Source organism: Acinetobacter sp. ATCC 27244, from assembly GCF_000156555.1.
GTDB classification, from domain to species: Bacteria; Pseudomonadota; Gammaproteobacteria; order Pseudomonadales; family Moraxellaceae; genus Acinetobacter; species Acinetobacter haemolyticus.
The window spans coordinates 177,456-203,933 of sequence record NZ_GG665962.1 but is presented as its reverse complement, the minus strand read 5'-3'; the positions used below and the strand labels follow the sequence as shown (position 1 = coordinate 203,933).

The following is a 26,478-nucleotide window of genomic DNA, read 5'->3' as shown; positions in this document are numbered from 1 at the left end:
TATTCAGCTGATTCAATCATCATTATTTTCGATCAGCCTTAATAAAAATATTTAGATTCAACAGGATGTTAAAATGAATAATGATATTCCTTACCCTCTAAAATTATTGGCAACCCAAGTTGATCCAAATTTAGATCAAAATTGGCAGATCACCTTGCAACGCTTATTTGCAGAAATACAACCTCACCAGCGTGAAATCATTTGTCAACATATTCTGCAACAAAAGAAAATCCACTGGAATAGAAAAGAGAATACGTTCTGCTACCTTGCTCAACATGACTTTCACTCACTGATTGAAAAAACGCTCTCTCCCTATACCAAAATTTTAATCAAACAAATTGCGGACTCATTAGATAAATTGAAAACCTATAATGAGATCTATCAAATATCTGATTATTTAGAAAATATTTTAGGTCAAATCAATCAAATTGATACTGAAGATGATCTTGACTTACAGGCACAAAAGCAAAGGATTCTGAAAGAGTTTATTTATGCGGCAGCACAAATCATTCTTGAAAAAGATCATATTGCCTTACCGATCAATCACCGTCACATTAATAATGATGTAATCAAAACTTTTATTACTGAAGTATTCTTAAAACAACAACTTTTGAAATACAGTTTTAATATCCTACGTTCGCAACAACTCAGAGAAGAAAAGAATCATATCCTTAAATATTTCCTTTATAAACAACAGAAAACCAGACAGCTCGATATTGTAAAAACATCCAAATATATTTTTGCACTAGCTCCAAGCTCCGAAGGGATGGTGAATACGTTTTCAATCCGACGATTCTTACAAGAAGAAAAATTCGAAGCCTGTGAAAATATTTACATCAATGCAGCGATCTTAATACTTGAAAAAATAGATGATCCTGTCCATCAGCAACACTTTGAATGGCAGATCAATCACATCATAACCATTGATAAACAAGTGAACCAATATGTATCTGATATCGTGCGTAATATCGAATTATATTGCCACAAAGAGTTGATTCCTTTTCTTATGGCACCGCTCAATCCGAGGGGGATTTTTATTGAAAAGTTAGTAGATCAACGGCTCATCGATTTTGAGCAAAAACTATCTAATCATGTACTTGAACCCATTGCAGATGCATTAAAACATTCTGTGCATCACACTGATGAGTGTCATTATTTATATATCAATATTAAACAAATACTGGATGATTTAATTCGACACTTTATGGAATTTCAATCCCAGCCATCCATTATTTTCAATAAACAAGTTCACTTGTTTATTGCTAGACTAAAATCTTACGCGACCCTATTACAAAAAAGACATACTGATATTTTCACTGTGTTTTCCTATGAAGCATGGAAACAACACCATGCCGAAGCATTAGAACCCACCAATCTCCTAAAAGACCTTAGTCTTAATTCTCTTCAGGAATACAAAGACGCCTTTTCTGAACTTAAGGAAAATCAACGCCTATTAAAGCAAAGTGTTTCATTTTTGAATAAGTTGTTAAATAAACCGCAAAAAATTAAAGATAATATTATCAAGTTAAAAGAAAAAACGATTCAAATTAAGAGAAATGCTCATCAGGAAATTATTCGGATGCAACGACGATTCCCTTCCTTGATCGTCTATTTAGAATTTGAATCACTTATTTCGGTCAATCACAAAGAACGTCACTACGCCTTCCCAACAGGTGATAATGGAATCACGCGCTTACCGATTTTGATTGAGATTCCAGAAGATAGGGCATCTTTTGACTTGCAAACTATCTGTAATAGTTTGAATTTTGATTTGAGTCTTGCCAATCAGAAATGGCTAGAAACAATTTGACCAATCGATATGCTTCTGTATAGAGATGATACAGAAGCATAACTCAACCCATTAACCAGCTTTACTCGCCACAAAAGGGTTGAATTGTTTTTCATATCCAATGGTACTGATTGGACCATGACCTGAAATAAATTGAGTCTCATCAGGTAAGCTAAAGCACTCACGTTGAATCGAATCTAAAAGTTGCTGATGATTTCCTCTCGGAAAATCAGTACGTCCGATTGAACCTTTGAACAGTACATCTCCTGTCCAAAGCAAGCCATGTTTCTTGTTATAGAACATCACATGACCTGGCGTATGTCCGGGAGCAAAACGGACTTCAAACTCATCTTCACCCAGTTTCAGTACTTCACCACCTTCTAACCACTGATTTACTTTGACAGGTTGTGGAATCGGAAAGCCATAACGTGCTGAGACTTCTTGAATCATGTCTAACCAGAACTGATCTTCTTTGTGTGGGCCAATCACTGGAATTTTCCACGCTTCAGCAAGCTCACCCACTGCGCCAGCATGATCAAGGTGGCCATGCGTAAGCCATAAAGCTTTTACCTTTAAGCCTAGATCCTCGACTTCTTTTTTAAGTACAGCAGCATCACCGCCCGCATCAATCAAAATCGCTTCTTTGGTTTCACTGTCCCATAAGATGGAACAATTCTGGGCGAAAGCAGTAACAGGAACAATTTTGACTTGCAGCATAAAAACCTCTGGCTAAAACGCAGTTAACGGTGGGCTAAGGTATGAGTTAAGCCATCAAGATTAGCCTGAACCAGACTCGCAAGCAAATCTATATGTGCTTGATCTGTATTCAAAGCAGGGATATAGGCGTATTCGCCACCACCCGCATGTTGAAAGATTTCTTTATTCTGTATCGCTAACTCTTCGAGCGTTTCCAAACAATCTGCTGAAAATGCGGGGCTTAATACCTGCACCGATTTCACACCAGCTTTCCCCCATTGCTCAAGCAGTACATCGGTATATGGTTTCACCCATTCTTGTTTACCAAAGCGGGATTGGAAACTAATTACCCATTCATCTTCATTTAAATGCAACGCTTCTGCCACTAGACGTGCCGTCACTCGACAACGGTCCGCATAGGGGTCACCTTTATCTGCATAAGGCTGTGGAATCCCATGAAAAGACATCAATAACTTTTCAGCTTTACCGTGCTGGGATTGATAATTCAACACACTATCTGCCAATGCCTGAATAAACATCGGATGTTGGTGATAGTCCTTCATAATGGTGAGACCGGGCAAATGACGTTGTTTTGGAATCCATCTAGCAAAGGCATCATAAAGCGGTGCTGTAGAAGTTGCAGAATATTGCGGAAACAGAGGTAACAAAATCACATGTTCTTGTGGTGATTTTTCAAGTTGGGACAAAACCCCATATATGCTGGGTTGCCCATAAGTCATCGCAGGAACAACGGTCAGATCAAAATGATGATTTTCATCTTCTAAACGTTGTTTGATCAAGCGCGTTTGCTCAAGTACGATTTCACGCATTGGGGAGTCATTTGACCAAACCGAAGCATAGGCTTCTGCAACGCGTTTTGGGCGAAATGGCAACACGAATAAATTTAGAATGATCCACCAAAGCAATTTGGGAATTTCAATGACACGCGTATCAGATAAAAACTGCTTAAGGAAACGACGTACTGCTGGCGCAGTGGCTTCATCTGGCGTACCTAGATTTGCCAGAACCACAGTCACTTTGGGTTTTGGTGTCGCTGACATAGACCGCATCCGCTATAGCTGAATTTATTAAATTACTTTAGCAGTTTTCACACCCTTTTTTAAATTGAATTAATGCATCGTCTTAAACTGAAAAACACGATGACTATCCAAAACATTACTCTCTAAAAGTTTCTGACCTTTTGCGGTTAATTGCCATAACATGCGTTGACGATCATCACGGCCGGTTGGGATAATCCATTCATTCTGACGCATTTGTAATTTGATTTCATGCAAAGCTCGAATATTCACTTGCGCACGCGACACCGCATGTGCTCTGGGCATTTCTTTGCGTGCATCATCCAAACCCGTTTCATTCAAATATTCATTCATACGTTTAGAAAAATATTCTTCAGGCGTAGGAACCACAAAAGTCGCACCGAGGACATGTAATAACTGTGCCCACGTCATTTTACGATGTGGCTTAATCTCTTTAAAATTCCCATCTTGATAAGCATGCATACGATATTCAAAAGAATAAAGCTCATACATTGAAACTTTAGGCAAACTGGTGAGAGGATCTGCCTCACGGCTCCCCAACTCTGTCTCAAGTTGTTTGACTTTGGCACGTAAGTTGTCTATCTCATCACGTAATACTTGGGTATTTTGTGGACGTACCCAACCCACCACAGGGTAGCGCTCTAACATTTGCGGCATACTTGAACGTACTGCGAGCTCTAAATCTCTTAAGCTACGGTAACAAAAAACCTGATCGACTTCATGTTGTAACTGCTTTCTAAACTCTTTGAATTTCTCTTTAAGTTCGGCTTTATGATCATGCAATTTGGCTTCACGAGACTCTGGATCTTCATGCATAAATACAATTACAGGTTTTTGCTTGGTCATTGCATAGATATACTCTAAATGCATATAACCCACACCTGAAACAGATTGCTCGCCATACTGACTACCCAATAAGATCACCACATAATCACAATCATCAATCTGACGACGTGCAATCGAAGTACTTAATGGCGTACGTTGCTCCAACCCCCAAGAGAAAAAACCCATACCAACTAAAGTTTGTGCTAAAACCGCTCTCTCTGGTTGCATTTCATTGCCAGAGGTAGAAATAAAGACTTGATAACGAGTATCTTGCATAGGCGAAGCCCCAATTTATTTATCAATAGCATCAAGTTCTAATCTTGATTTTTATTAAAAGACAACCCCGATAAACTGTAAAATATAGAGTTCGATTGACTACGTTTTTTCACGTATTTCATCGCCCAAATTATGAATCGTCCATGTTAGTTGTTTGGGTATAAGGTGCTGAAGTACAGGTTCTAGTACGGCAGCATTGTTACCGCTGACAAAACATTCAATACGTGAAACATTATGACGTATTTTGTCAAATAATAACCCATTTTTAATCAAAATATACGCTGTTTGTCTCGCAACTGCTTGTCCAGAATCAATTAATTTCAACTTTTCATCAAAAACCTGACGAATTGCGGGTTTGAGAAATGGATAGTGTGTGCAACCAAGTACTAAAAAATCAGCACCCTGCTCTATGACAGGTTGTAGGATCTGTTTGAGTACCGCTTTACATGCCTCGCTCATTTGCTCCCCAGCTTCAACAAAAGGCACCAATGCCAAATTGGTCACCGTGAGTACTTTTACCCCTGCAGGTTCAGCAAAATTTAACATGACATCTTTAATCAAGCGCCCGCGAAATGTCGCAGGTGTTGCCAATACCGCTACAACCTTAGTTTGTGTCTGAATCACCGCGGGTTTCAATGCTGGAACTAATCCAATAATCGGAAAGCGCTCACCGTAATGATCTCGCAAATAGTCCAAACTAAATGCAGAAGCCGTATTACACGCGACTACAGCAACCTTACATCCCTGCCGATAAAGCCATTCGATTGCTTGTGCGGTTAAATTCCGTATCTCCTGATCTGAACGCGCACCATACGGTACGTGTGCAGTATCCGCATAATAAAGAATACGCTCATTGGGTAGATGCAGAGCAATTTCTTGTGCTATCGATAGTCCGCCGATCCCTGAGTCAAAAATGCCAATCGGTGCATCTGCTGATGCTTGCGGCATTGGGTCACGTAATTGAGCTAAAAATTGCACTGCTGTCATACACACGAACATAGGTTTATTTGCTCTTTCAAGCTTAAACCTCAGGTGCTTAAATGCAAGACCAAATCACCACTTTTTAATGTTAAAACCGTGTCACCTTGCTGATTTTCAGACAAGTTGCCATAGTTAACGAGATGATAAAAACTTTGTCGCTGAATTAATGCATTCATTCCAAATCGCACATGAACATAAGGACGTAATTCGCCCGCAAACTCACGCATAAAAATAGGATGCTGTTCATCCACAATCACCACATCTTGATTGCTTGTCGTAAGCTGTAAATAGGTCTTCCCTTCAATCTCGACCTGATCAGCTTGGTTAATCAAAAGTGGCTCATCTTCAACCTCAATTTCAATCTGCTCAACAGGGGTTTTTAAATAAAATTTTCCATCCTCTTTCCAGAGTACTTTACTAAATAGGTCAAGTAGCGACTGTCGCTTAATCAATTGACCTTCGTGCCACCACTCACCGTTGGCTTTTATCTTCAAATCCATTTTGCCACAATGCTTTGGATGCCACTGCTCTAACGGAGGAATTGACCTTTTGTGACTTTGCTGTACATCTTTTAAGTATTGTGCAATGTTCATTAAGTTTTTATCATCAGAAAACACGATTTTTCCTGTATTCTGTGAAGAATCATTTTCATTTATCATAGTTTATGCCTTGCTGACGAAAAAATATGACCGCTCAGCCAATTGGCGGGATCAAGGTTTAAAACTATACTATCCCAAATACTTGCAAGCACACTAGTCGCATTTGTGTTTGGTAATTGAGAATACTCATGGCAGCACCGAATTACATCATTACGGTTGCCACCCTATAAAATATGAGGAGTCCTACATGGAACACATCGAACGTGAAGCGATGGAGTTTGACGTAGTGATCGTAGGCGCAGGCCCTGCGGGTTTATCTGCTGCGATTAAAATTCGTCAACTAGCGATTGAAAACAACCTACCTGACCTTTCTGTGTGTGTTGTTGAAAAAGGCTCTGAAGTAGGTGCGCATATCCTATCTGGTGCTGTACTTGAACCACGTGCCATGAATGAACTCTTTCCGAATTGGAAAGAAGAAGGTGCACCGCTCAATGTACCTGTTACTGAAGACGAAACTTATTTCTTATTGTCTGATACGAAAGCACAAAAAATGCCGTATTGGATGGTTCCAAAATCTATGCATAACGAAGGCAACTATGTTATCTCTTTAGGTAACGTAGTTCGTTGGTTAGGTCAAAAAGCAGAAGAATTAGAAGTATCAATCTTCCCTGGCTTCACCGCATCAGAAATCCTTTACCATGAAGATGGTACGGTAAAAGGGATTCAAACTGGTGATATGGGTATCGGCAAAGATGGTCAACCAACGCATAACTTTGCTCCAGGCTACGAATTGCATGCTAAATATACTTTATTTGCAGAAGGTTGCCGTGGACATCTAGGTAAACGCCTGATTGCTGGTTTTGCACTTGATCGTGATGCTGATCCACAACACTACGGTATCGGGATCAAAGAGCTTTGGGAAATCGATCCAGCGAAACACAAACCTGGTCTTGTGATGCACGGTGCAGGTTGGCCATTGTCTGAGACAGGTTCTGCAGGCGGTTGGTGGTTATATCACGCTGAAAACAACCAAGTGACTTTGGGTATGATCGTAGACTTATCTTACGAAAACCCACATATGTATCCATTCATGGAAATGCAACGTTGGAAAACACACCCAACGATTAAACAATTCCTTGAAGGTGGTAAACGTATCTCTTACGGCGCGCGTGCGGTTGTAAAAGGTGGTTTCAACTCTTTACCTAAACTCACTTTCCCAGGCGGCTGCTTGATCGGTGATGATGCTGGTTTCTTGAATTTCTCAAAAATCAAAGGCTCACATACCGCAATGAAGTCAGGTATGTTGTGTGGTGAAGCAGTATTTGAAGCGATCGCTGCGGGTGTTGCAAAAGGTGGTGACCTTGCGATTGCACGCGTTACCGAAGGCGAAGACCACTTCGAAAAAGAATTGGTTGCTTATACTGAAAAATATAACAACTCTTGGTTAAAAGAAGAGTTATATAAAGCGCGTAACTTCGGTCCTGCAATGCATAAATTCGGTACATGGATTGGCGGTGCATTTAACTTTATTGATCAAAATATCTTTAAAGTCCCATTCACATTGCATGACTTGAAACAAGACTTTGCTGCGCTTAAGACTGTTGATGCATCGACGTTCAAACCAAACTATCCAAAACCAGATGGTAAGTTAACGTTTGACCGTTTATCTTCAGTATTCGTATCAAATACGGTACACGAAGAAAACCAACCTGCTCACTTAAAGTTAACTAATCCAGAAACACCGATTCAGGTTAACTTGCCGAAGTGGGACGAGCCTGCTCAACGTTACTGCCCTGCGGGTGTTTATGAAGTCATGGAAAATGATGATGGCTCGAAGCGTTTCCAAATCAACGCTGCAAACTGTGTACACTGTAAGACGTGTGATATCAAAGATCCATCACAAAACATTACATGGGTAACACCTGAAGGTGGCGGTGGTCCAAACTACCCGAATATGTAATTAAAAAGAAAAATCCTTTACGAAATGGTCGAGCAATGCTCGACCATTTTACACTTCAAGATCTGAATTTTTATTCATCATTTTTAAATAAAGAAAAGAACTAAGCTACCCTTTCTGCACCAAATAACGATATTCAGTATTGCTATTTTCATCCAAACTTTCTTCTTTGAGTAACAACTCATGCCCAAGATGCATACAAAACTTTGGAATATCCCATGAGGTGGAAGGATCGGTTGCAAACACCTCAACAATATCACCTGACTTTGCTCTACGGATCGCTTGATGCAACATCATCACAGGCTCAGGGCAACGCAACCCTCTAGTATTAAGTTGAACAGTAGCAAGTTTTGATTGTTCAGACATGATAAAGCTCAAATATTTTCATATTCACATTTTACCATAAAGTGAACTTCTAAAAATCATCAACAGCATTTTGAAAAACTGTACATTTCTTGCATCGTTTTATTGATGCATATCGGCTTTATCTTCGGTATGATGAAAATCATCTAATTGATATAGAGAGTCTTTAGGAAAGATCATGATCGAGGAATCCAGTCCGTCGTGGGGTATGCGTGGCTTAAGAAAATGGTTAGGAACCGCACCCGAAACCCGCGATGAATTACTCAAGTTAGTTCAAGACTCCCGTCGCTTTTTAGAGCCAGATACTGTTGCTATGCTTGAGGGTGTTCTCGATCTGCCAGCAACAAAGATTCGAGAAGTCATGACACCTCGTACAGCGATTATTAGCTTGCAGGAAGATGACCAATTACTCGATATCTTAGATGTTCTTATCGACTCAGCGCATTCTCGCTTTCCAGTTTTTTCATCGGAACAAGGCGATAATGTAGTCGGGATTCTGTTAGCTAAAGATCTTTTACCGTTCTTAACAGATCGCAATGTGAAAGTTGATATTCGTGCTTTAATGAGACAACCTTTATTTGTTCCTGAGAGTGCACGTTCCGATCAAGTTCTGCGGATGCTTAAAAATACACAAACGCATATCGCTATTGTTATTGATGAATATGGTTCAACTTCTGGTTTAGTCACACTTGAAGACATTCTAGAAGAAATTGTGGGTGAAATTGAAGACGAGCATGATATTGCGGATGAAGAAGCATTATTTATCGTTCCTGATAATGATCCTACGACTTCAAATACATGGATTGTGCAAGCATTAACCCCAATTGAACATTTCAATACGGTGCTCAATGCAGACTTTTCTGATGATGAAGTTGAAACTATGGGTGGGTTATTACTCCAAGAAATTGGTCTTGTCAGTGATTTACAAGGTCAAACCATCGAACTTGGAACATGGCAATTTACGATTATTGAAGCAGATGCGCGTACGATTCACCTGATTCGAGCAGTCCGTCAATGAGAAACTTTTTTGACAAGCTGTTAAGCCCTGCCAACAATCAAAAACAGTTGCCTTTTATTATTCCCTTATTGATTGCTCTCATTTCAGGTGCGATCTTTAGTTTGGCACTGGCACCCTATTATTTTTGGTGGCTTGCGATTCTATCGCCTGCATTGTTATATGCGACTTTGAGACAACGCAACCCTAAACAAGCCTTCATATTAGGCTGGGCCTATGGTTTTGGGCTATGGTTTGTAGGCGCTTTTTGGCTCTATACGTCCATTCATGTCTACGGCGATACCAATGCAGTTCTCAGTGTCTTAATGATCAGCATCATGGCATTGTTAATGGGGCTGTTTACTGCCCTGCAAACATGGCTATATCGTCGCTTTTTCCCAGAAACACCTCTGACCTTTGCCCCACTTTGGGTTTTGTTTGAATGGACCAAAACTTGGGTGTTCACTGGTTTTCCGTGGTTATTTGCTGGTTATGCCTTCACTGAACGCTTTTTAGATGGCTATGCCCCATTATTTGGTATCTATGCCGTCTCATTTGTAGTGATCGTACTTGCCTGCGCGCTGGTGGAAATTCTGAATCGACGCTGGTTTTGGGCGATTCCTTCTGCACTGTTATTGATCGGTGCATGGGGTGCAGGGCTTATTCAATTTGTTCAACCCAAAGACGAAAAACCACTCAAGGTTTCTTTACTTCAAGGGAATATTCCCCAAGATCTCAAGTGGTTGACTGAATATCAGATTAAGACCCTTGAGATTTATGCCAATTTATCACGTACAGAATGGGGACAAGACCTCATCGTTTGGCCAGAGTCTTCGATTCCTTTGTTTCAAACTGATATTCCTGATTTTCTAAAGGCGATGGCTGTCCAAGCCAAAAAGACCGACACGGCTTGGGTTACAGGCATACCATACTGGGATATTCCTCAGTCGCAACAAGCGGGTGAGCCAATGTACTACAATAGTATTATGGCTTCAGGTAGTGATTCTTCTGGTTTATACAAGAAACAACGTTTAGTTCCTTTTGGCGAATACATTCCACTATCAGGAATGTTGAAGTGGGTACTACCAGCCATGCAAAATGATGTCAGTATGGCTGGATTTTCTCGTGGTGAAGCCAACCAAAAACCATTGATGGTTAAAGGTCATGCTTTAGCAGCAGCGATTTGCTATGAAGTCGCCTATCCAAATCTAACCCGTCGTAATGCACTCAATAGTGACTTTCTCATTACAGTTTCGAATGATGCATGGTTTACAGGTACAGCAGGCCCTTGGCAACATTTACAAATGGTTCAAATGCGTGCCAAAGAAAATGGACGTTGGTTTATTCGTGCAACCAATACCGGTGTCACCGCATTTATCGATCATCATGGACATATTGTTAAACAAGCACCTATCGATGAAGAAGCAGTATTACGTGGGGAATTACCTGCTATGCAAGGGCAAACCTTATATAGTCGTTTAAGTGATTATCCAATACTGATCTTCTCATTGCTTTTATTAATCATAGGTTGGATCTATCGTCCACGTAAGGTCGATGTTTCTTTCAAATCACGTCGATAAGATGAAAAGAGCGTTTTACTAAAAAACGCTCTTTTTTTTAATCCTAAGAATATTTTTATGATGACCAATAGTTAATGTTGAATTAGAGTCAAAATACCAATGATAATTGCAAAGATAAATACGCAACTAAACTAGACAAAAATAACATGGGAATATAACGATAGGTTTTAAATAAAAATTGCTCATATTTGGAAATCAAATCTGCATGACGCCAAACACTAGTTTTCAAAGCACTTAAAAAACATAAGACAAACCATGCACTCAACATACTCAATGCAAAAAAGCCAATCATAATTTGGCTACTGCCTTCAGTTGTTTGCCATAAAGTCAAAGCACCTTGACTAATTGGTAATAAAGTTAAAATAAGCAATACAGATTTCAGCATTGCCCAATGAAACTGATTCAGTTCATCCAACACAAAAAATGCTTTCATCTGTTATCTCCACACGTCAATTCAATGATCTAAATTTATTATGCAAAGCTTTGATCTAAAGAAAAAGTCTATTTTGACTCTTATTTCTTTTTTCTTGTAACCATTAAATATAGGAATAATTCTTATTATAAATCTCAAATCTATAATATTTTATCAATTCTTTTTATTTCAAAAACTTATGATTGGCTTTATTATTAAGAAACATTATCACTTCACTCCTTATTCATCTAACTTAAGAGTGAAGTGATATTTTTAATTAAAAATTATGGTTGATAATAAATATCGGCATCATTACCCTCTCCGCCTTCTTTACCATCTGCACCAAATGAATATAAATCGAATGAGCGTCCATCACGGCCTGGAATGACATACTGTAAATCATTTTCCCAACTGTCTTTTGGATAACCACCTTTCACATAACCACCAGGCAACCAATTTTTTGCAGATGCAGGCTGATTCACTAAAGCATCTAAACCACCATCTTGCATTGATGGATATCGACCATTGTCCAACTTATATTGATCTAACGCTCCCGCCACACCTTTTAAAGTAATTTGTGTGGTATCCACTTTTGCTTTTTCACCACGCCCCATCACATTCGGAACGATCAACGCAGCAAGCACACCAAGAATTACAATAACAACCATCACTTCGATGAGCGTAAATCCTGAGGCACGATTCATTCGAGTAACACTCGAACGTGCCGCAAGACGAGAAGCTATGCTTCGAGTACGAGGATAAGTGCAAGATGGAGAGCTATGCTCGGAGTGGGCACGCTTCATTCGAACAACGCTCGACCGCGCCGCTATGCTTTGAGTGCAAGTATTCAAGCTTTGTTCAACATTGTGCTTATTCATTGAATTATTCATATTCATCTCTTTCATGTCACTCATTAGATCATATTGTTCATATTAATAATTGGCAACATTACCGCAATCACAATCACCAACACAATTGCTGCCATAAAAATCAACATTAAAGGTTCAAGTAATGCCAACAAGGTGGAGATAAATGTGGTGACCTCTCGATCTTGCATGGTTGATGCCCGATCCAACATTCGATCTAACTCACCAGAAGCTTCACCACTGCGAATCATTTGTACCATCATTGGTGGGAAATAGCCGCAACGCTCTAGTTGTGTTGCTAGATTCCCCCCTTCGGTGACACGTTCCATCGCCACAGTAATTGCATCACGAATTACCCAGTTATTACTCACCTCTGCGCCAATACGTAAAGCCTCAACCAGAGGAACACCAGAACGTGTCAAAATAGACAGAGTACTGGCAAAACGTGCTGCATTTATACCACGTGAAAGTTTACCAAATAGTGGCAATCTGAGCGTTAATCGGTCAAATGCATAATGACCTGCTGTCGTTCTTAAGAAACGGGTAAATAGAATCACAGCAATAAACCCAATGATCAACATTGCCACCCATGTCTGTTTAATAAAAGCACTGGCTTTCATCAGGGCAACGGTAATCCAAGGCAAGGCTTCTTTGCTTTGCTCAAATGTTTTCACAATTTCGGGTACAACATAGGTCATCAGTCCCATAACAATTGCAAAGGACATCAGCATCAAGATAATTGGGTAAATCATTGCACCCTGAATTTTCTTTTGCATGGCAAAACGATTTTCAGTGTAATCTGAAAGCTGATCTAAAATCAGATCCAAATGCCCTGATCGTTCACCGGCAGCAACTGTGGCAATATACAGCTCAGGAAAACGACCTGATTGTTGCATCCCTTGTGCCAGCGAATGCCCTTCTAACACCTTTGAACGCACTGAGATCAATAGATTTTGGACATGCGATTTTTCACTCTGTTTGCTAACCGCACGCAATGCCTCTTCTAATGGAATACCCGCCGCCACTAAAACAGAAAGTTGCCGTGTCATCAAAGCCAGATCATAAGCACTAAAACCTTTTCTAAACCATGAGCGATGTTGTTGTTTGTCTTTTTGCTCAACGGCATCGACCGCGATTGGCGTCCATGCTTTATCTCGTAACTGTTGACGAATTTGACGTGCAGAATCTCCTTCAAGCACACCTTTATGTTGCTTTCCAGAAGCATCAATAGCAGTAAATTGATAAGCTGGCATGGTTCTGTTCTAATTGTCCCAAAATAGTTGTCGTTACTGTTGCATCCATATGCTGGAATCATTCATATTCATTTATACATAACGCTCAGCACTTTAGCATAATTATATGACATACAGTCATGCCATTTTACACGTGAATGAAACCAATATGCCTAGCGAAAATTCTAACGCCATTTTGTACCGTATTCGAGTTGCCCTACCCGTATATGTGTATGACACGTTTGACTATACGGTCAGTGCCGAACAGTATCAACAAGCACAGATTGGAGCGCGTGTTGCAGTGTCGTTCGGACGACAAAATCTCGTAGGTATCATTGTTGAAAAAATTGATCCTAATCAAGTTTTCACAGGTCAATTTAAACTGAAAGCAATTACTGAATTACTTGATAAAGAAGCAATATTAGATCAACACGTTTTAACTTTGATGACATGGTCTGCTCAGTATTATCAATTCCCAATTGGCGAAGTGATGCAAAGTGCCCTCCCCACACTACTCAGACAAGGGCGTGCATTAGACATTTTATTTCATCTGTGGAAAATCGTGCCAAATGATGATCCGAATGCATTATTGAAACGCTCTCCAAAACAATATGAGGCGTATCAAATCTTAAAAATACATCCTCATGGCACCACTGAAAATGTCTTGAACCTCAGTGGTGTTGAAACTGCAACACTGAAAGCTTTAGAAAAGAAAGGGTTGGTTGAGTGTTGTCTGGAACCACATGATTTTAGCCCCACACCTGTACAATTGGCGCAAGTACCACTCACAGCCAATGAGGATCAAAAAAGAGCGATTCAACAAATCCTCAAAGAGCAGCATCATTACCAAGCATTTTTACTGGATGGCTTAACAGGCAGTGGCAAAACTGAAGTTTATCTGCAAGTCATGCATGAAGTATTAAAGCAGGGTAAGCAGGTGTTGGTACTGGTTCCAGAAATCGGCCTTACCCCTCAAACTGTCGCTCGCTTTAAATCACGGTTTCATTGTGATATTGCTTTATTACACTCAGGGTTAAATGACTCGAAGCGCTTACAAGCATGGCAACACGCGCAAACAGGTAAAGCTTCGATTGTGATCGGGACTCGTTCTGCGATCTACACGCCGCTTCCTCATCTCGGACTGATTATCCTCGATGAAGAGCATGATCTTTCTTATAAACAGCAAGAAGGCTTTCGTTATCATACCCGTGATGTAGCGCTCTACAGAGGATACTTACAACACTGTCCTGTGATTCTTGGATCTGCAACACCGAGTATCGATAGCTATCATCTGGTCGAGTCAGGCAAACTACATCTACTGGAACTCAATCAACGTGCTGGCGTCGCTGTCCTGCCTAAAATGCATGTGATTGATTTAAAAATTGCCAAGAAAAAACATGGTATCAGCCAAAATTTAATTGAGCAGATCAAACTCACTTTAGAACGCAAAGAACAGGTGTTGATCTTTCTCAACCGTCGGGGTTATGCACCGATTCTGATGTGTGAAAGTTGTGGTTGGCAAGCCAATTGCCCCCATTGTGATGCGCATTTCACCCTTCATTCTCAGCCTTATCATTATTTACATTGTCATCATTGCGGCACCATCAATCGCCTCCCTGATCATTGCCCAGCATGCCAAAAACAAAGTTTAAAAACGATTGGCGCTGGAACGGCAAAGCTTGAAGAACATTTACAAGAGTTATTTCCTCACAATGAAGTGATTCGAGTTGATCGTGACAGTACCAGCCGTGTCGGAAGTTGGCAGAAAATTTATGACCGTATCCAACAAAATAAACCGAGTATTTTATTGGGCACACAAATGCTTGCTAAAGGACATCATTTCCCACATGTAACTTTGGTGGCTATTTTAGATATTGACGCTGGTTTACTGAGCGTGGATATCCGCGCCCCTGAACGTACTGCACAATTAATAGTACAAGTGGCTGGACGTGCTGGACGAGGCGAACATAAAGGGAATGTCTATTTACAAAGTCTTCGCCCTGACCATCCAATGCTCACCACATTAATTGAACATGACTATCGTACGGTAGCCAAACAAATGCTGGCTGAGCGCAAACTTGCAATGCTCCCTCCTTATCGTTATACGGTATTGATACGTGTTGAATCGAAAGATCGAGAGTATAGCCAGCATTTCTTGACGGATATTGCACAACAACTCAGAACAATGGCTGGTGATTTAGTTGATATTTGGGGACCAATTCCTGCACCGATGGAACGTAAAGCTGGACGCTATCGTGCCCATATGGTGATTTTGTCGGCCGATCGCGCCAAACTGCATTTTTATTTGCGTCAATGGTGGCAACAAGTGGTACATTTACCTCGTCAGCACCAACTCAGGCTATCCATCGATGTTGATCCACAAGAGTTTAGTTAGTCTAATTCCCTATGCAAAACAGAAAAATTTGAGGCAATAGATGTCCTTACTGCTATCCATCATTTTTTTACTAACTGCGGCTTTAATTATTGTCCCACTCACAAAACGATATACCTCAAATACTGTTTTGGGTTATCTAATTGCTGGGCTTTTACTCGGCTCAAGTGGCTTTGCACTGATCACAGATACCCAATTTATTACTCAAATTACCGAATTAGGCATGCTATTGCTGATGTTCTTTCTCGGTTTAGCATTTCGCCCAATCCAGCTGTGGATACAACGCTATACCATTTTAAAAAACAGTGGCTTAAGTTTACTGACCATCAGTTTAATTTTAACCAGTATCTGCTTTTTCCTCTTTGATAATTTTGCCAGCAGTATCGTTCTTGGTGTAGCACTAGCACTTTCCGCTGTAACCTTGGTTCAACAATTGCTTCATCACCAACAAAAATCAAATAGCACACTTGGACAATCCATTTTAAGTGCTATACAGATGCAAGTATTTGTAGCGATATTATTTATTGTCTTGTTTCCTTTGTGGGATGATACAGCAACAACACGACATGGTATCGCGTATTTTGCAGCCATCATTGCGACAGTTTCAGGACTGTTCTTAGCCAGTCGTTTTCTGATACGACCTGCGTTTCGCTATTTAGCCAAGCGCAATAGTATTGAACTTATTCCTGTATTAGGTCTTGTAACAATCCTCTCTATTATTGTCATCATGGATATTTTAAATATTCATATTTTAATTGGCGTATTTTTAGCAGGATTATTACTCGCAGATACTGAATTCAACACTGAAGTTGAACGTATTGTTCATCCATATAAAGATACTGCGCTAGGACTCTTGTTCCTTGCAATCGGCTTAAATCTTTCAGTACTTCCTTTATTCGAATCACCACTTTTAATTTTGGGATCAATCTTTTCTTTAGTATTGATCAAAACTGTGGTCATCGCAGCTATCAGCTATTATCACCAGCGCCACAAACAACTCAGCCTTCTTTCTGCCACTGCCCTTGCTCAGGGTGGCGAGTTAAGTTTTATCCTGTTGAATATTGCTGTCGCAGAACAAATTCTTGCTCAACCGATTTTTGAATCTGCGCTATGGGTGATCTTTGGCTCGATGCTTCTGACGCCTCTAGTTTTCTGGTTGGTGAATAACAAACGACTACCAATATTGCATAAGAAAATAGCAGCACAGACACCAGATATTCCCCAACATCCAATTTTGATTGTTGGATTTGGCCGTTTTGGTCAAGTGGTTGCGCGTGCCTTACATGCACAAGGTCAACAGTTGAGCGTGATTGATAGCAATCAACCCGATGCTGATTTTATTGAGCAATATGGACATCGCTTTTTTGATGCAGATGTCACTCAGGTCGAAAATCTAAGAGCAGCAGGGATCGAATATTGTAAATTGCTGATCCTTGCGATTGATGATGTTGAAGACAGCATGAATCTGGCGCGTCACCTCCGTCTAAACTATCCTGATTTAGTCTTATTTGTTCGGGCACGTGATCGTCATCATGCGCACTTATTAAAAGATATGGGGATTCAGCATATCTGGCGTGAAACCTATGTCTCATCCTTGAGTATGGCGCAACTGGCTTTGACAGAGACAGGTCTTTCAAGTGAAGAAGCTAGAGCCCAAATCGAACAATTTCAAAGCCATGATCAGCGATTATTTGATTTACGCTATTCGACTGGTGATGATTTTGACTCAATTGAAGCTTATCCGAGTGTAATCGCAGAGTTGGAATATTTATTTGAAAATACAAAAACTTTAAATACTGATCGAATGAGCAATGAACAAAACCAACAAAGTGATGCAAATTCACCGCATGGAACAACTTGAGTTTTCGTAAAATGACACCATTATTGAATGGATAACCGTTCACCATCGTATAAGCTTTCAAGGCAAAGCACCGCTTTGTTTTCCTCATTTGAGGAGCTGGAGAAAAAAATGTCTGATTTACGCCAACGCTTTTTTATTGAAGATAGTCCTTTTCGCGGTGAAATAGTTCATTTGGAAGAAGCACTACAAACCATTTTGGCGAAACGTGAATATATGCCTGCGGTACAAAGCTTATTAGGTGAAATGTTAAGTGCAACAGCTTTACTTGCAAGCACCTTGAAGATCCAAGGGCGTATTAGCTTACAAATTCAAGCAACTGGTACGTTCAAATGGGCAATGGCTGAGTGTAACCATTTAGGTGAAGTCCGTGCTTTGGCTGATTATGAAGAAGATCCTCGTTTCGCTGAAGGTACTGATAGTCGCACTGTGCTTGCATCATTAACCAATCCTGTTCTGTTCATTAATATTGAACCTGAACATGGCGAGCGTTATCAAGGTATTGTTCCCCTTGATCAACCAACTTTGGCAGGTTGTTTAATACAATACTATGATTTATCAGCACAAATCCCAACTCATATTGTGCTAGCAACCAATAGTCAACGTTCAGGTGGTTTATTGATTCAACTACTTCCTCGTAATGAAGAGGAACAAGAGTTCGTTGATGAAGACTTATGGCCACGTTTAACTATGCTCACTGAGACCTTAAAACCTGAAGAGTTAACCGACCTGTCAGCCAATGAAATTCTTTATCGTTTGTATAATGAGGAAGAAGTGCGTTTACCTGAGGCCGAGCAATTAAAGTTTGGTTGCACCTGTTCTAGAGAGCGTTGTGCCAATGCTTTGATTCAAATTGGTGTAGCGGCAGTACATGAATCCCTTGAAATCCAAAACCCAATTCAAATGGATTGCCAATGCTGTAACACACGTTATGAGTTTACCGCTGAAGAAGCTTTAGGCTTGTTCGGTGAGCATTTGAGTTAATTAGTATTAGCTTAAATTAATGTTTTAAAGTTGGTTACCCATTCAAATATAATCATGTGGTAACCATCTTTCAAATTTTATACTTTTTCCATTCAACAATATTTTAAAATTATTTTTTTCTGTTCTGCTCGATCAAACAAAGAAAATAGTCTTGTAAACAACCATCTAACACTTCATCCCCATTTTTTAGATTAAACTCATCATCAGCTTCACCTAAATCACTAGTACCATCAAGCACGCCCAAAAAAGTTGAAATAGTATCAACCATAATTTGATGAATTATTTCAAAGAAAACTTCTTTATTCTCTTCAGGCAAAGAATCAAATAATGATTGTGCCTTTAGCCAGTATGGATCTTTCACATCCTCTATTTTTGTATTAAAAAATAATTTCTTATAAAGAATTAAATTTTCATCGACAATATATTCGTTTATTTTCTCTGCAAATTCTTGAGAATTCATTTGATAACCTACTTTTAAATTACATTTAAGATGTTTGGGATGACCCTTATGCTGTGAAGTATAAAGGTTCTTGCTGAAACAATATCAACACACATCCCCTCTGTTTTTTCCTGCTTAATCGTCAAATAATAGAATGAAAAGTAATAGATTATGACGATAAACAATGACAAAGAATTACTACGAAGAACTAGGCGTGACCCGCGATGCCTCAGCAGATGAAATCAAAAAAGCCTATCGCAAACTCGCACGCAAATATCATCCCGACATCAGCAAAGAAGCAGATGCCGAAGAGAAGATGCAAGCGATCAATGTCGCCTATGACACCTTAAGCAATGCTGATAAAAAAGCTGAATATGACCAGATGCTGGATCATCCACAGGATTTTTCTGGTTTTGGACAAGGAACAGGTGGATTCAACCAAGGTTCAAGTGGATTTGATGGCTCTCAATTTTATCGTCAAAGCTCAGGCGATGCCGACTTTAGCGGTTTTGAAGATCTATTTGGTCGCTTCGGTGCTGGATTTGGTGGCGGTCAACAACGCTCACAACGTCAGCAACGCAGTTATCGGGGTGAAGATCAACACGCCTCAATTCAAGTGGATATAAGTATTGCTTATCAAGGTTCTACACAGCAAATTACCTTACAGATTCCAACCTATAATGTTTATGGTGAACCTGAAATTCAGCGCAAGACATTAGAAGTCAAAATTCCTAAAGGAATGAAAGAAGGTCAACAAATTCGCCTCACAGGTCAAGGACAAAATGGAATCAATGGCGGTGAAAATGGCGACTTATATATTGAGATTCAATACAAAGATACAGACAGAATCCGCGTCGAAGGTGCTGACGTTTATCAAACCATTGATGTTGCACCTTGGGAAGCGGGCTTAGGTCAAAGCATTGAAGTCAGTACCCCTGCGGGTCAGCTCAAAGTCAATTTACCGAAAAATGCAAAAAATGGTCAACAACTTCGTCTAAAAGACAAAGGAATTCCTAGCAAAACTGCAGGTAACCTTTATTTGATCATTAATATTGTTTTACCAGCTGCACAGAGTGAACAAGAACAACAGGCTTATCAACAATTCGCTGAAGCGTTCTCTTCATTCAAAGCTCGTACCTCATAAGGAGCAAGATCATGACAACTATTCAATACAAAGAAATTCAATATGACGGTCATTGCCAAGTTGAAATCGTTGATGAACAATTGGCACTTGATCTTGAACATTTCGCAGAAGCATGTGGTCAAAGTACTGAATGGGTACTCAAATTGATTGATTACGATATTTTGCAAATCACAGTTGAGCCGCAAAATTATCAATTCATCGGTGAAGATGTTGCCCGTGCTCGTCGAGCATATCGCTTACAACGTGATTTCGATGCGAGCTTATCAGCAGTTGCTGTCATGCTGGATTTGATTGATGAAGTACAACAATTGCGTAAACAGCTCAAACATTTTCATTGAACAAAAGAAAATGACTGAGCTTAGATAAGCTATTTCAGCTTAGTCATTTTCTCCACTTCTTTGAGAGTTTGTTTAATAGGTTCATAATCCAAGAACCACAATAAATTAATATTACGTTGCTTGTGCTGCTGCGCCAGCAAATCAATCACACTACGCTCGCCTCGTCCAACTAAATGCTGTTGATAGAAATAGTACAGCAGCAATATGGTAGTCATCAGCATCACGCCCAGCATAATCCAAAATCCAACAGGTGATTTTAATCCAGGAATAAACTCAAAGTTCATTCCATAAATCCCCGTCAATAAGGTTAATGGTGCGAATACAGCCGTGATAATCGCCAAAATACGCATATTTTCATTGGTCTGATTTGCCGTTGCAGAAAAATGTAAATCAATTGCTGATTGAATCGCATTTCGCAACCGAAGCGTATGCTTTTGCACACGCTCAATATGACTCATCAAATCATTTAGGCGAACCAAAAGAATATCTTGCGTTTTGTATTTTCGTTCACCCACAACATGATGATAGTTATCGACCAATTCATCTCGAAACTCCTGTAAGGTCTCAATTTGTTCCTCACATAAGTTTTCGATTTGCTGAAACGCCATATCTTCATGAAACAACTGATGCCACTGTTTAAAACGACGATTTCCCTGTAATAGTTGTTGCTGCCAATATTCAACACGACGAGTTAACGGCGTACGTAGATTCAGATAACCATCAATCATGCTATTGAGTAATCGTAAACACAAATCAGCTGGAGTACTCGGTAATTTACGAGGCTTGTTTTGTTCTAAAATCGCCCGCTCCATGACCATTTGTAAACGTTGAACATAGTTTTCAACTGCCATATTCCCTTGTTCACGAACACTCACCAATATTCGTGGCGTCAAGATAAAACTCATTGGGGTTGTTGCAAGACCAAATACACTCTCATGTACATCTAACACAGGATCATTTTCATAAATCTGATCATCCGCACTAATCAGCTTACGAAAGACCAATAAATCATATTCTTCGACGGTATCAAAAGCACATGGATGCTCAATATTCAACAAATCTCGCATATGAAATTCATTCAAGACAATGCCTGTCTGCTCGTAAATATTGTTTTGCCAAGTCTCTGAGTGATTCACTAAATCTTGCCTTAAGCTATCCACCCATAGAAATTCAAGCGTATGCTGTTGTTGTTCTTGTACGCTCATAAAAATTGTATTTTCACTATTGTGGCGATAGAAATAATAAAGCTGCATAGTGCTCATATTTAGGTTGGAATTAAAAATATCATGCCATAAAAAAGTCCGCACGAAGCGGACTTTTTGTATTTCAAACAGTGATTAAGCTTGTTCGATGTCTTTCATCGTTAACTTGATACGACCACGGTTATCGACATCAGCAACCTGTACTTTCAACTCCTGACCTTCTTTCAATACGTCAGTCACGTTTGCAATACGCTCATTCGAGATTTGCGAAATATGAAGTAAGCCATCAGTACCTGGCATGATATTAACGAACGCACCAAATTCAACGATACGAATCACTTTACCATCGTAGATCTTACCTGGTTCAACTTCTGCAGTCAGTGCTTGGATTTTTGCAATCGCAGCACGAGCAGCAGCTTTAGTTTCACCAAATACGCGAACTGTACCATTGTCTTCGATATCAATCGCAGCTTTAGTTTCTTCTGTAATAGCACGAATGGTAGCACCACCTTTACCAATCACATCACGAATCTTATCTGGATTAATATTAATCACTTCGAAAGTCGGCGCATTTGCGCTGATCTCTGCACGCGCACGTGAAATCACTTTATTCATTTCATTCAGGATGTGCATACGACCAGCAAATGCTTGGTTTAATGCAACTTCCATAATTTCTTCAGTGATCCCTTCGATCTTGATGTCCATTTGAAGCGCAGTAATACCGTTTGCAGAACCTGCGACTTTAAAGTCCATATCACCTAAGTGATCTTCATCACCCAAGATGTCAGAAAGAACTGCGAAACGCTCACCTTCTTTCACTAAGCCCATTGCGATACCCGCAACTGGTGCTTTTAGTGGAACACCAGCATCCATCAGTGATAATGAAGCACCACATACAGAAGCCATTGAAGATGAACCGTTAGATTCAGTAATGTCAGATACGATACGAATCACATACGGGAAGCGGTCAGCCGCAGGAAGAACTGCTTGAACGCCACGGCGCGCTAAACGACCATGACCGATTTCACGACGCTTAGGACCTGATTCACGACCTGTTTCACCTACAGAGTATGCAGGGAAGTTGTAGTGCAACATGAAGTTGTCAGTTTTAGTACCAGCAAGGGTATCTACCATCAATGCATCACGTGTGTTACCCAAAGTTGTTGTTACCAACGCCTGAGTTTCACCGCGTGTGAATAATGCAGAACCATGCGCACGATCTAATACACCTACTTGAACGTCGATACCACGAACAGTTTTAGTATCACGACCATCAATACGTGGCTTACCTGATAGGATATTGTCACGCACAGTACGGTATTTGAGGTCTTCGAATAGTTCGTTTACTTCGTCAGCAATACCCGTTTCGTCATTTTCAGGAACGAACTGAGCAACTGCTTCTGCATAAAGCGCATCTAGTGCCGCATAACGATCTTGTTTTACTGCAATGGTATATGCTTCAGAAATCTTCGCTTCGAACGCAGTTTTCAATTGCTCAAGCAACGCTTCATTTTTAGCTGGGGCAACCCAATCAGACTCTTTTGCACCTGCAGCGGCAGCAAATTCTTTAATTGCTTGAATCGCAATTTGCATTTCGTCATGACCGAAAAGCACAGCACCCAACATTTGGTCTTCTGAAAGTTCTTTCGCTTCAGACTCAACCATTAATACTGCTGACTCTGTACCTGCAACTACGAGGTCAAGATCAGACTGTGCAAGTTGTTCAAAGTTCGGGTTTAAAACATATTCGCCATTGATCAAACCAACACGCGCACCACCGATTGGACCACGGAAAGGTGTGCCAGCAATAGACAATGCTGCAGAAGTACCAAGCATCGCTGCGATGTCAGCATCCATGGTCTTGTCTGAAGAAACCACAGTTGCAGTCACTTGGATTTCGTTGAAGTAACCTTCTGGGAACAACGGACGAATTGGACGGTCAATTAGACGTGAGATTAAGGTTTCAGCTTCAGAAGCACGGCCTTCACGTTTGCCGTAACCACCTGGGATACGACCAGCAGCATATTGTTTTTCTTGATAGTTAACAGTAAGTGGGAAGAAATCTTGACCCGCTTTTGCTTTAGGTTGCGCAACAACTGCGACTAAAACAGTTACACCACCCATCGTGACTAAAACTGTATTTGCTTGACGTGCAACGCGACCCGTTTCTAAAACAACTTGGTGTTGACCAAATTGAAATTCTTTACGAATGATATTAAACATAGACATGTATTGTATTTTCCTAGTTTTAATTCTAGTGAGACCCCTAAGGTTTGGCATTCAGACTACAACGATTATAGATAAATGACAAAGCTTAGAAGCCATCACACTAGACCAAAATTTAAAAAAGTTAAACGCAAAGAAGGAGCGAACAAGCGCCCCTTCTAAAAATCATCTAATGTGAATTAGATGAAACTCTCTTTTCAGCGATAAAGCATAGCAACATGCGAAATACCGAAAACAAAGCCAAATCGAATTAACGACGTAAACCTAATGCGCCGATCAAAGCAACATAACGACCGTGATCTTTACCATTTAAGTAGTCAAGTAATTTACGACGTTGGTTAACCATACGAATCAAACCACGACGGCTGTGGTGGTCATGTTTGTGCTCTTTAAAGTGACCTTGCAAATCATTGATTTGTGCAGTCAATAAAGCAACTTGTACTTCTGGTGAACCAGTGTCATTTTCAGCACGAGCAAATTTAGCAATGATCTCTGCGCGATCTGCGTTAGTTAAAGCCATTCGATTTCTCCGAGATGCTTAATAAAATAAACGATATTGATCAGTTACGAGAACTGACTGCCGTGCATCACTACAGCAAGTCGCCTATTTTAAGTGATCTGTCGTTATATTGCAAAAATGTTTTAACTTGGCGGGCAATTCGGCAGCTGACAACTCAGATTAAAAGATGCACACTAGCCTGAATCTGTTTTCAGTTTATGACAGATACGAAAGAAAACGAAAAAATGCGAGGGAATCGTGAAACTTTTATCCGCTAACACCTGTTATGTTCCTCATGATCTCAGCCAAGTCATTCGCTCAAAGGATGAAGTTTCAGCAGAACTTGGTGGAATGAGTCATGCTCAAGTTGACAAAATTTGGACCAGTGTCGAATCTTTATATAGAACAGGCAACTATCCACTGATTACGTTGTGTTTACGTCGCAAAGGGGAAATCTTAATTAATCGTAGCATAGGCCATGCACAGGGAAATTCGCCTGATGGTTTGGCTGCCGATGCTAAAATTGGTACACCTGATACCCCAATCTGTCTATTTTCAGCTTCAAAAATGGTCACTGCCATGCTGATTCATATGTTAGATGAGCGTGGTGATCTCAATTTACTTGACCCGATTAGTTACTATATTCCTGAATATGGAGTGAATGGCAAACGCCGCGCGACACTATTTCATTTACTCTCCCACCGCGGAGGTATTCCTCGCGTTGAAGGCGAAGTCACACCAGAACTATTGTTTGATCAAGAAGAAATTTTAAAACGCCTATATGCAGCTAAACCCGTTTCGCCTTCGGGTACTCACCTTGCCTATCATGCGGTTACCGCTGGTTATATTTTGGGGGAGATTGTTCATCGTGTGACAGGGCAAACTGTACGTGAATTTTTAGCTGAACAGATCGAAAAACCGATGGGATTGGACTATTTCAACTATGGTTTGAAACCAGAATATCGTGCTGATGTCGCAATGAACTATGCAACAGGGATTCATCCAAGTTTAGGCACAGATCGCTATTTGGAACACGTACTCGGCGCTGGACTACAGATGGCAGTCGATATTACCAATGATAACCGTTTCATGGATACCATTTGCCCTGCTGGAAATATTTACACCAGTGCAGAGCAAGCAGGACGCTTTTTTGAAATGTTACTGAGTGGTGGAGAGTATCAAGGTAAGCAAATTATGAGTGCCAAGACCGTTTTCCGTTCGACACTACCGACATCAGGAATCAGCATTGATCGCAGTTTACTCGCGCCGATGCGTTATGCACTTGGACCAATGTTAGGCAGTAACCCGATCGGCTTGTTTGGCCCAATGACGGGACAAGCATTCGGTCATATTGGTTTTTCTAACATTTTATGTTGGGCTGATCCTGAGCGTGACATCAGTGTGTCATTACTCACGACAGGAAAATCTGTAGTAGGAACACATTTACCCGCCTTAGCCAAAACGCTCTATCAAATCTCAACCAACTGTCCAAAGATTCCAAAGGAACAACGTCGCTCATTGTTTGCAACTGATCGTACGGAAAATGATTTGGTGTAATCAATAATTCAAGCATACAAAAAAGCCCAAGTTACACTCGGGCTTTTGCGCTGAAGTTTTTATTATTCTTATTTTAATTTCTTTTTATGATTTATCTTTTTTGTATTCGCTTGCCCTTTTACCCTCTGCATGCAATTTACACATCGTTTTTGTTATTTAATTAAAAAATCTCTTCTCTTTATACCGACTATTCTGTCACAATCAATTGTGG

23 protein-coding genes are annotated in these 26,478 nt (G+C 40.2%); 10 read left to right on the top strand and 13 right to left on the bottom strand.

The window, feature by feature from the left end; translation table 11 throughout:
* Positions 1–73: 73 nt before the first annotated feature.
* On the top strand, positions 74–1,810 hold the full coding sequence (locus tag HMPREF0023_RS12945; RefSeq protein ID WP_008942299.1) for a hypothetical protein: 1,737 nt from the start codon (positions 74–76) through the stop codon (positions 1,808–1,810).
* 51 nt (positions 1,811–1,861) lie between these two features.
* On the opposite strand, the gene HMPREF0023_RS12940 is transcribed toward HMPREF0023_RS12945, so the two are convergent.
* From HMPREF0023_RS12940 to HMPREF0023_RS12920, 5 genes are all read right to left on the bottom strand, one after another.
* Complete coding sequence (locus HMPREF0023_RS12940; RefSeq protein WP_004637744.1) at positions 1,862–2,506, bottom strand: MBL fold metallo-hydrolase; 645 nt, start codon at positions 2,504–2,506, stop codon at positions 1,862–1,864.
* A 23-nt stretch (positions 2,507–2,529) separates the two neighbouring features.
* The gene (gene hemH, locus HMPREF0023_RS12935) at positions 2,530–3,546 is read right to left on the bottom strand and encodes a ferrochelatase (protein WP_004637743.1); all 1,017 of its coding nucleotides are present in this window, start codon (positions 3,544–3,546) and stop codon (positions 2,530–2,532) included.
* A 69-nt stretch (positions 3,547–3,615) separates the two neighbouring features.
* Positions 3,616–4,644 carry a DUF4062 domain-containing protein gene (locus tag HMPREF0023_RS12930; RefSeq protein WP_004637742.1) on the bottom strand — a complete coding sequence of 343 codons (1,029 nt, stop codon included), beginning with the start codon at positions 4,642–4,644 and terminating at the stop codon, positions 3,616–3,618.
* Positions 4,645–4,743: 99 nt separating this feature from the next.
* A complete protein-coding gene (gene murI, locus HMPREF0023_RS12925) occupies positions 4,744–5,631 on the bottom strand; it encodes a glutamate racemase (RefSeq protein ID WP_008942298.1) in 888 nt (295 codons plus the stop codon).
* A 41-nt stretch (positions 5,632–5,672) separates the two neighbouring features.
* Positions 5,673–6,284, bottom strand: coding sequence for a DUF1285 domain-containing protein (locus HMPREF0023_RS12920; protein WP_004637740.1), 612 nt, complete (start codon positions 6,282–6,284; stop codon positions 5,673–5,675).
* A gap of 187 nt (positions 6,285–6,471) precedes the next feature.
* Between HMPREF0023_RS12920 and HMPREF0023_RS12915 the strand changes: the two genes are divergently transcribed.
* On the top strand, positions 6,472–8,184 hold the full coding sequence (locus HMPREF0023_RS12915) for an electron transfer flavoprotein-ubiquinone oxidoreductase (RefSeq protein WP_008942297.1): 1,713 nt from the start codon (positions 6,472–6,474) through the stop codon (positions 8,182–8,184).
* Positions 8,185–8,289: 105 nt separating this feature from the next.
* On the opposite strand, the gene tusA is transcribed toward HMPREF0023_RS12915, so the two are convergent.
* A complete protein-coding gene (tusA, locus tag HMPREF0023_RS12910) occupies positions 8,290–8,547 on the bottom strand; it encodes a sulfurtransferase TusA (protein WP_004637738.1) in 258 nt (85 codons plus the stop codon).
* Positions 8,548–8,722: 175 nt separating this feature from the next.
* On the opposite strand from tusA, the gene HMPREF0023_RS12905 reads away from it, so the two are divergent.
* Together HMPREF0023_RS12905 and lnt are read left to right on the top strand one after the other, a co-directional pair.
* A complete protein-coding gene (locus HMPREF0023_RS12905; protein WP_004637737.1) occupies positions 8,723–9,562 on the top strand; it encodes an HlyC/CorC family transporter in 840 nt (279 codons plus the stop codon).
* Positions 9,559–11,118 carry an apolipoprotein N-acyltransferase gene (gene lnt / locus HMPREF0023_RS12900; protein ID WP_004637736.1) on the top strand — a complete coding sequence of 520 codons (1,560 nt, stop codon included), beginning with the start codon at positions 9,559–9,561 and terminating at the stop codon, positions 11,116–11,118. The genes HMPREF0023_RS12905 and lnt overlap by 4 nt, the downstream gene beginning before the upstream one ends.
* A gap of 88 nt (positions 11,119–11,206) precedes the next feature.
* On the opposite strand, the gene HMPREF0023_RS12895 is transcribed toward lnt, so the two are convergent.
* The 3 genes from HMPREF0023_RS12895 to gspF form a co-directional block, all read right to left on the bottom strand.
* The gene (locus tag HMPREF0023_RS12895) at positions 11,207–11,551 is read right to left on the bottom strand and encodes a hypothetical protein (RefSeq protein WP_004637735.1); all 345 of its coding nucleotides are present in this window, start codon (positions 11,549–11,551) and stop codon (positions 11,207–11,209) included.
* A 263-nt stretch (positions 11,552–11,814) separates the two neighbouring features.
* Positions 11,815–12,444 (bottom strand): type II secretion system major pseudopilin GspG, encoded by a 630-nt coding sequence (gspG, locus tag HMPREF0023_RS12890; RefSeq protein WP_004637734.1) that lies wholly within the window; start codon positions 12,442–12,444, stop codon positions 11,815–11,817.
* Positions 12,444–13,649, bottom strand: a complete 1,206-nt coding sequence (gene gspF / locus HMPREF0023_RS12885; RefSeq protein WP_004637733.1) for a type II secretion system inner membrane protein GspF — start codon at positions 13,647–13,649, stop codon at positions 12,444–12,446. Before gspF ends, gspG begins: the two co-directional genes overlap by 1 nt.
* A 148-nt stretch (positions 13,650–13,797) precedes the next feature.
* Between gspF and HMPREF0023_RS12880 the strand changes: the two genes are divergently transcribed.
* The 3 genes from HMPREF0023_RS12880 (at position 13,798) to HMPREF0023_RS12870 (ending at position 18,862) form a co-directional block, all read left to right on the top strand.
* Complete coding sequence (locus tag HMPREF0023_RS12880) at positions 13,798–16,023, top strand: primosomal protein N' (RefSeq protein ID WP_017396558.1); 2,226 nt, start codon at positions 13,798–13,800, stop codon at positions 16,021–16,023.
* A gap of 40 nt (positions 16,024–16,063) precedes the next feature.
* Positions 16,064–17,881, top strand: coding sequence for a cation:proton antiporter (locus tag HMPREF0023_RS12875; protein ID WP_004637731.1), 1,818 nt, complete (start codon positions 16,064–16,066; stop codon positions 17,879–17,881).
* 108 nt (positions 17,882–17,989) lie between these two features.
* Positions 17,990–18,862: an Hsp33 family molecular chaperone HslO gene (locus HMPREF0023_RS12870; protein WP_017396559.1), complete on the top strand. Its 873-nt coding sequence runs from the start codon at positions 17,990–17,992 to the stop codon at positions 18,860–18,862.
* Positions 18,863–18,971: 109 nt separating this feature from the next.
* Here HMPREF0023_RS12870 and HMPREF0023_RS12865 read toward each other — a convergent pair whose 3' ends face one another.
* Complete coding sequence (locus HMPREF0023_RS12865; protein ID WP_004637729.1) at positions 18,972–19,322, bottom strand: hypothetical protein; 351 nt, start codon at positions 19,320–19,322, stop codon at positions 18,972–18,974.
* A 163-nt stretch (positions 19,323–19,485) separates the two neighbouring features.
* Here HMPREF0023_RS12865 and HMPREF0023_RS12860 point away from each other — a divergent pair, with 163 nt between their 5' ends.
* Complete coding sequence (locus tag HMPREF0023_RS12860; RefSeq protein WP_004637728.1) at positions 19,486–20,445, top strand: DnaJ C-terminal domain-containing protein; 960 nt, start codon at positions 19,486–19,488, stop codon at positions 20,443–20,445.
* An 11-nt stretch (positions 20,446–20,456) separates the two neighbouring features.
* A complete protein-coding gene (locus tag HMPREF0023_RS12855; protein WP_004637727.1) occupies positions 20,457–20,783 on the top strand; it encodes a chaperone modulator CbpM in 327 nt (108 codons plus the stop codon).
* A gap of 29 nt (positions 20,784–20,812) precedes the next feature.
* Here the strand turns inward: HMPREF0023_RS12855 and HMPREF0023_RS12850 are convergent, their stop codons facing one another.
* The 3 genes from HMPREF0023_RS12850 to rpsO all read right to left on the bottom strand — a co-directional run bounded on the left by HMPREF0023_RS12850 (position 20,813) and on the right by rpsO (position 24,731).
* Positions 20,813–22,036: a magnesium transporter CorA family protein gene (locus HMPREF0023_RS12850; RefSeq protein ID WP_005083789.1), complete on the bottom strand. Its 1,224-nt coding sequence runs from the start codon at positions 22,034–22,036 to the stop codon at positions 20,813–20,815.
* An 84-nt stretch (positions 22,037–22,120) separates the two neighbouring features.
* Positions 22,121–24,208: a polyribonucleotide nucleotidyltransferase gene (pnp, locus tag HMPREF0023_RS12845; RefSeq protein ID WP_171055766.1), complete on the bottom strand. Its 2,088-nt coding sequence runs from the start codon at positions 24,206–24,208 to the stop codon at positions 22,121–22,123.
* A gap of 253 nt (positions 24,209–24,461) precedes the next feature.
* Positions 24,462–24,731 carry a 30S ribosomal protein S15 gene (gene rpsO, locus HMPREF0023_RS12840; RefSeq protein WP_004637724.1) on the bottom strand — a complete coding sequence of 90 codons (270 nt, stop codon included), beginning with the start codon at positions 24,729–24,731 and terminating at the stop codon, positions 24,462–24,464.
* Between the two features lie 237 nt (positions 24,732–24,968).
* On the opposite strand from rpsO, the gene HMPREF0023_RS12835 reads away from it, so the two are divergent.
* Positions 24,969–26,267 (top strand): EstA family serine hydrolase, encoded by a 1,299-nt coding sequence (locus tag HMPREF0023_RS12835; RefSeq protein ID WP_005088044.1) that lies wholly within the window; start codon positions 24,969–24,971, stop codon positions 26,265–26,267.
* The last annotated feature ends 211 nt before the right edge of the window (positions 26,268–26,478 follow it).

What these genes read in the sequence shown, in the direction of transcription:
- HMPREF0023_RS12880 (WP_017396558.1), top strand. Translation starts at nt 13,798, where the DNA reads ATGCCTAGCGAAAATTCTAACGCCATTTTGTACCGTATTCGAGTTGCC.
- HMPREF0023_RS12945 (WP_008942299.1), top strand. Translation starts at nt 74, where the DNA reads ATGAATAATGATATTCCTTACCCTCTAAAATTATTGGCAACCCAAGTT.
- HMPREF0023_RS12915 (WP_008942297.1), top strand. Translation starts at nt 6,472, where the DNA reads ATGGAACACATCGAACGTGAAGCGATGGAGTTTGACGTAGTGATCGTA.
- HMPREF0023_RS12895 (WP_004637735.1), bottom strand. Translation starts at nt 11,551, where the DNA reads ATGAAAGCATTTTTTGTGTTGGATGAACTGAATCAGTTTCATTGGGCA.
- HMPREF0023_RS12930 (WP_004637742.1), bottom strand. Translation starts at nt 4,644, where the DNA reads ATGCAAGATACTCGTTATCAAGTCTTTATTTCTACCTCTGGCAATGAA.
- HMPREF0023_RS12870 (WP_017396559.1), top strand. Translation starts at nt 17,990, where the DNA reads ATGTCTGATTTACGCCAACGCTTTTTTATTGAAGATAGTCCTTTTCGC.
- murI (WP_008942298.1), bottom strand. Translation starts at nt 5,631, where the DNA reads ATGACAGCAGTGCAATTTTTAGCTCAATTACGTGACCCAATGCCGCAA.
- HMPREF0023_RS12865 (WP_004637729.1), bottom strand. Translation starts at nt 19,322, where the DNA reads ATGAATTCTCAAGAATTTGCAGAGAAAATAAACGAATATATTGTCGAT.
- HMPREF0023_RS12875 (WP_004637731.1), top strand. Translation starts at nt 16,064, where the DNA reads ATGTCCTTACTGCTATCCATCATTTTTTTACTAACTGCGGCTTTAATT.
- tusA (WP_004637738.1), bottom strand. Translation starts at nt 8,547, where the DNA reads ATGTCTGAACAATCAAAACTTGCTACTGTTCAACTTAATACTAGAGGG.
- lnt (WP_004637736.1), top strand. Translation starts at nt 9,559, where the DNA reads ATGAGAAACTTTTTTGACAAGCTGTTAAGCCCTGCCAACAATCAAAAA.
- HMPREF0023_RS12940 (WP_004637744.1), bottom strand. Translation starts at nt 2,506, where the DNA reads ATGCTGCAAGTCAAAATTGTTCCTGTTACTGCTTTCGCCCAGAATTGT.
- HMPREF0023_RS12855 (WP_004637727.1), top strand. Translation starts at nt 20,457, where the DNA reads ATGACAACTATTCAATACAAAGAAATTCAATATGACGGTCATTGCCAA.
- HMPREF0023_RS12850 (WP_005083789.1), bottom strand. Translation starts at nt 22,036, where the DNA reads ATGCAGCTTTATTATTTCTATCGCCACAATAGTGAAAATACAATTTTT.
- gspF (WP_004637733.1), bottom strand. Translation starts at nt 13,649, where the DNA reads ATGCCAGCTTATCAATTTACTGCTATTGATGCTTCTGGAAAGCAACAT.
- rpsO (WP_004637724.1), bottom strand. Translation starts at nt 24,731, where the DNA reads ATGGCTTTAACTAACGCAGATCGCGCAGAGATCATTGCTAAATTTGCT.
- HMPREF0023_RS12920 (WP_004637740.1), bottom strand. Translation starts at nt 6,284, where the DNA reads ATGATAAATGAAAATGATTCTTCACAGAATACAGGAAAAATCGTGTTT.
- pnp (WP_171055766.1), bottom strand. Translation starts at nt 24,208, where the DNA reads ATGTTTAATATCATTCGTAAAGAATTTCAATTTGGTCAACACCAAGTT.
- gspG (WP_004637734.1), bottom strand. Translation starts at nt 12,444, where the DNA reads ATGAGTGACATGAAAGAGATGAATATGAATAATTCAATGAATAAGCAC.
- HMPREF0023_RS12860 (WP_004637728.1), top strand. Translation starts at nt 19,486, where the DNA reads ATGACAAAGAATTACTACGAAGAACTAGGCGTGACCCGCGATGCCTCA.
- hemH (WP_004637743.1), bottom strand. Translation starts at nt 3,546, where the DNA reads ATGTCAGCGACACCAAAACCCAAAGTGACTGTGGTTCTGGCAAATCTA.
- HMPREF0023_RS12905 (WP_004637737.1), top strand. Translation starts at nt 8,723, where the DNA reads ATGATCGAGGAATCCAGTCCGTCGTGGGGTATGCGTGGCTTAAGAAAA.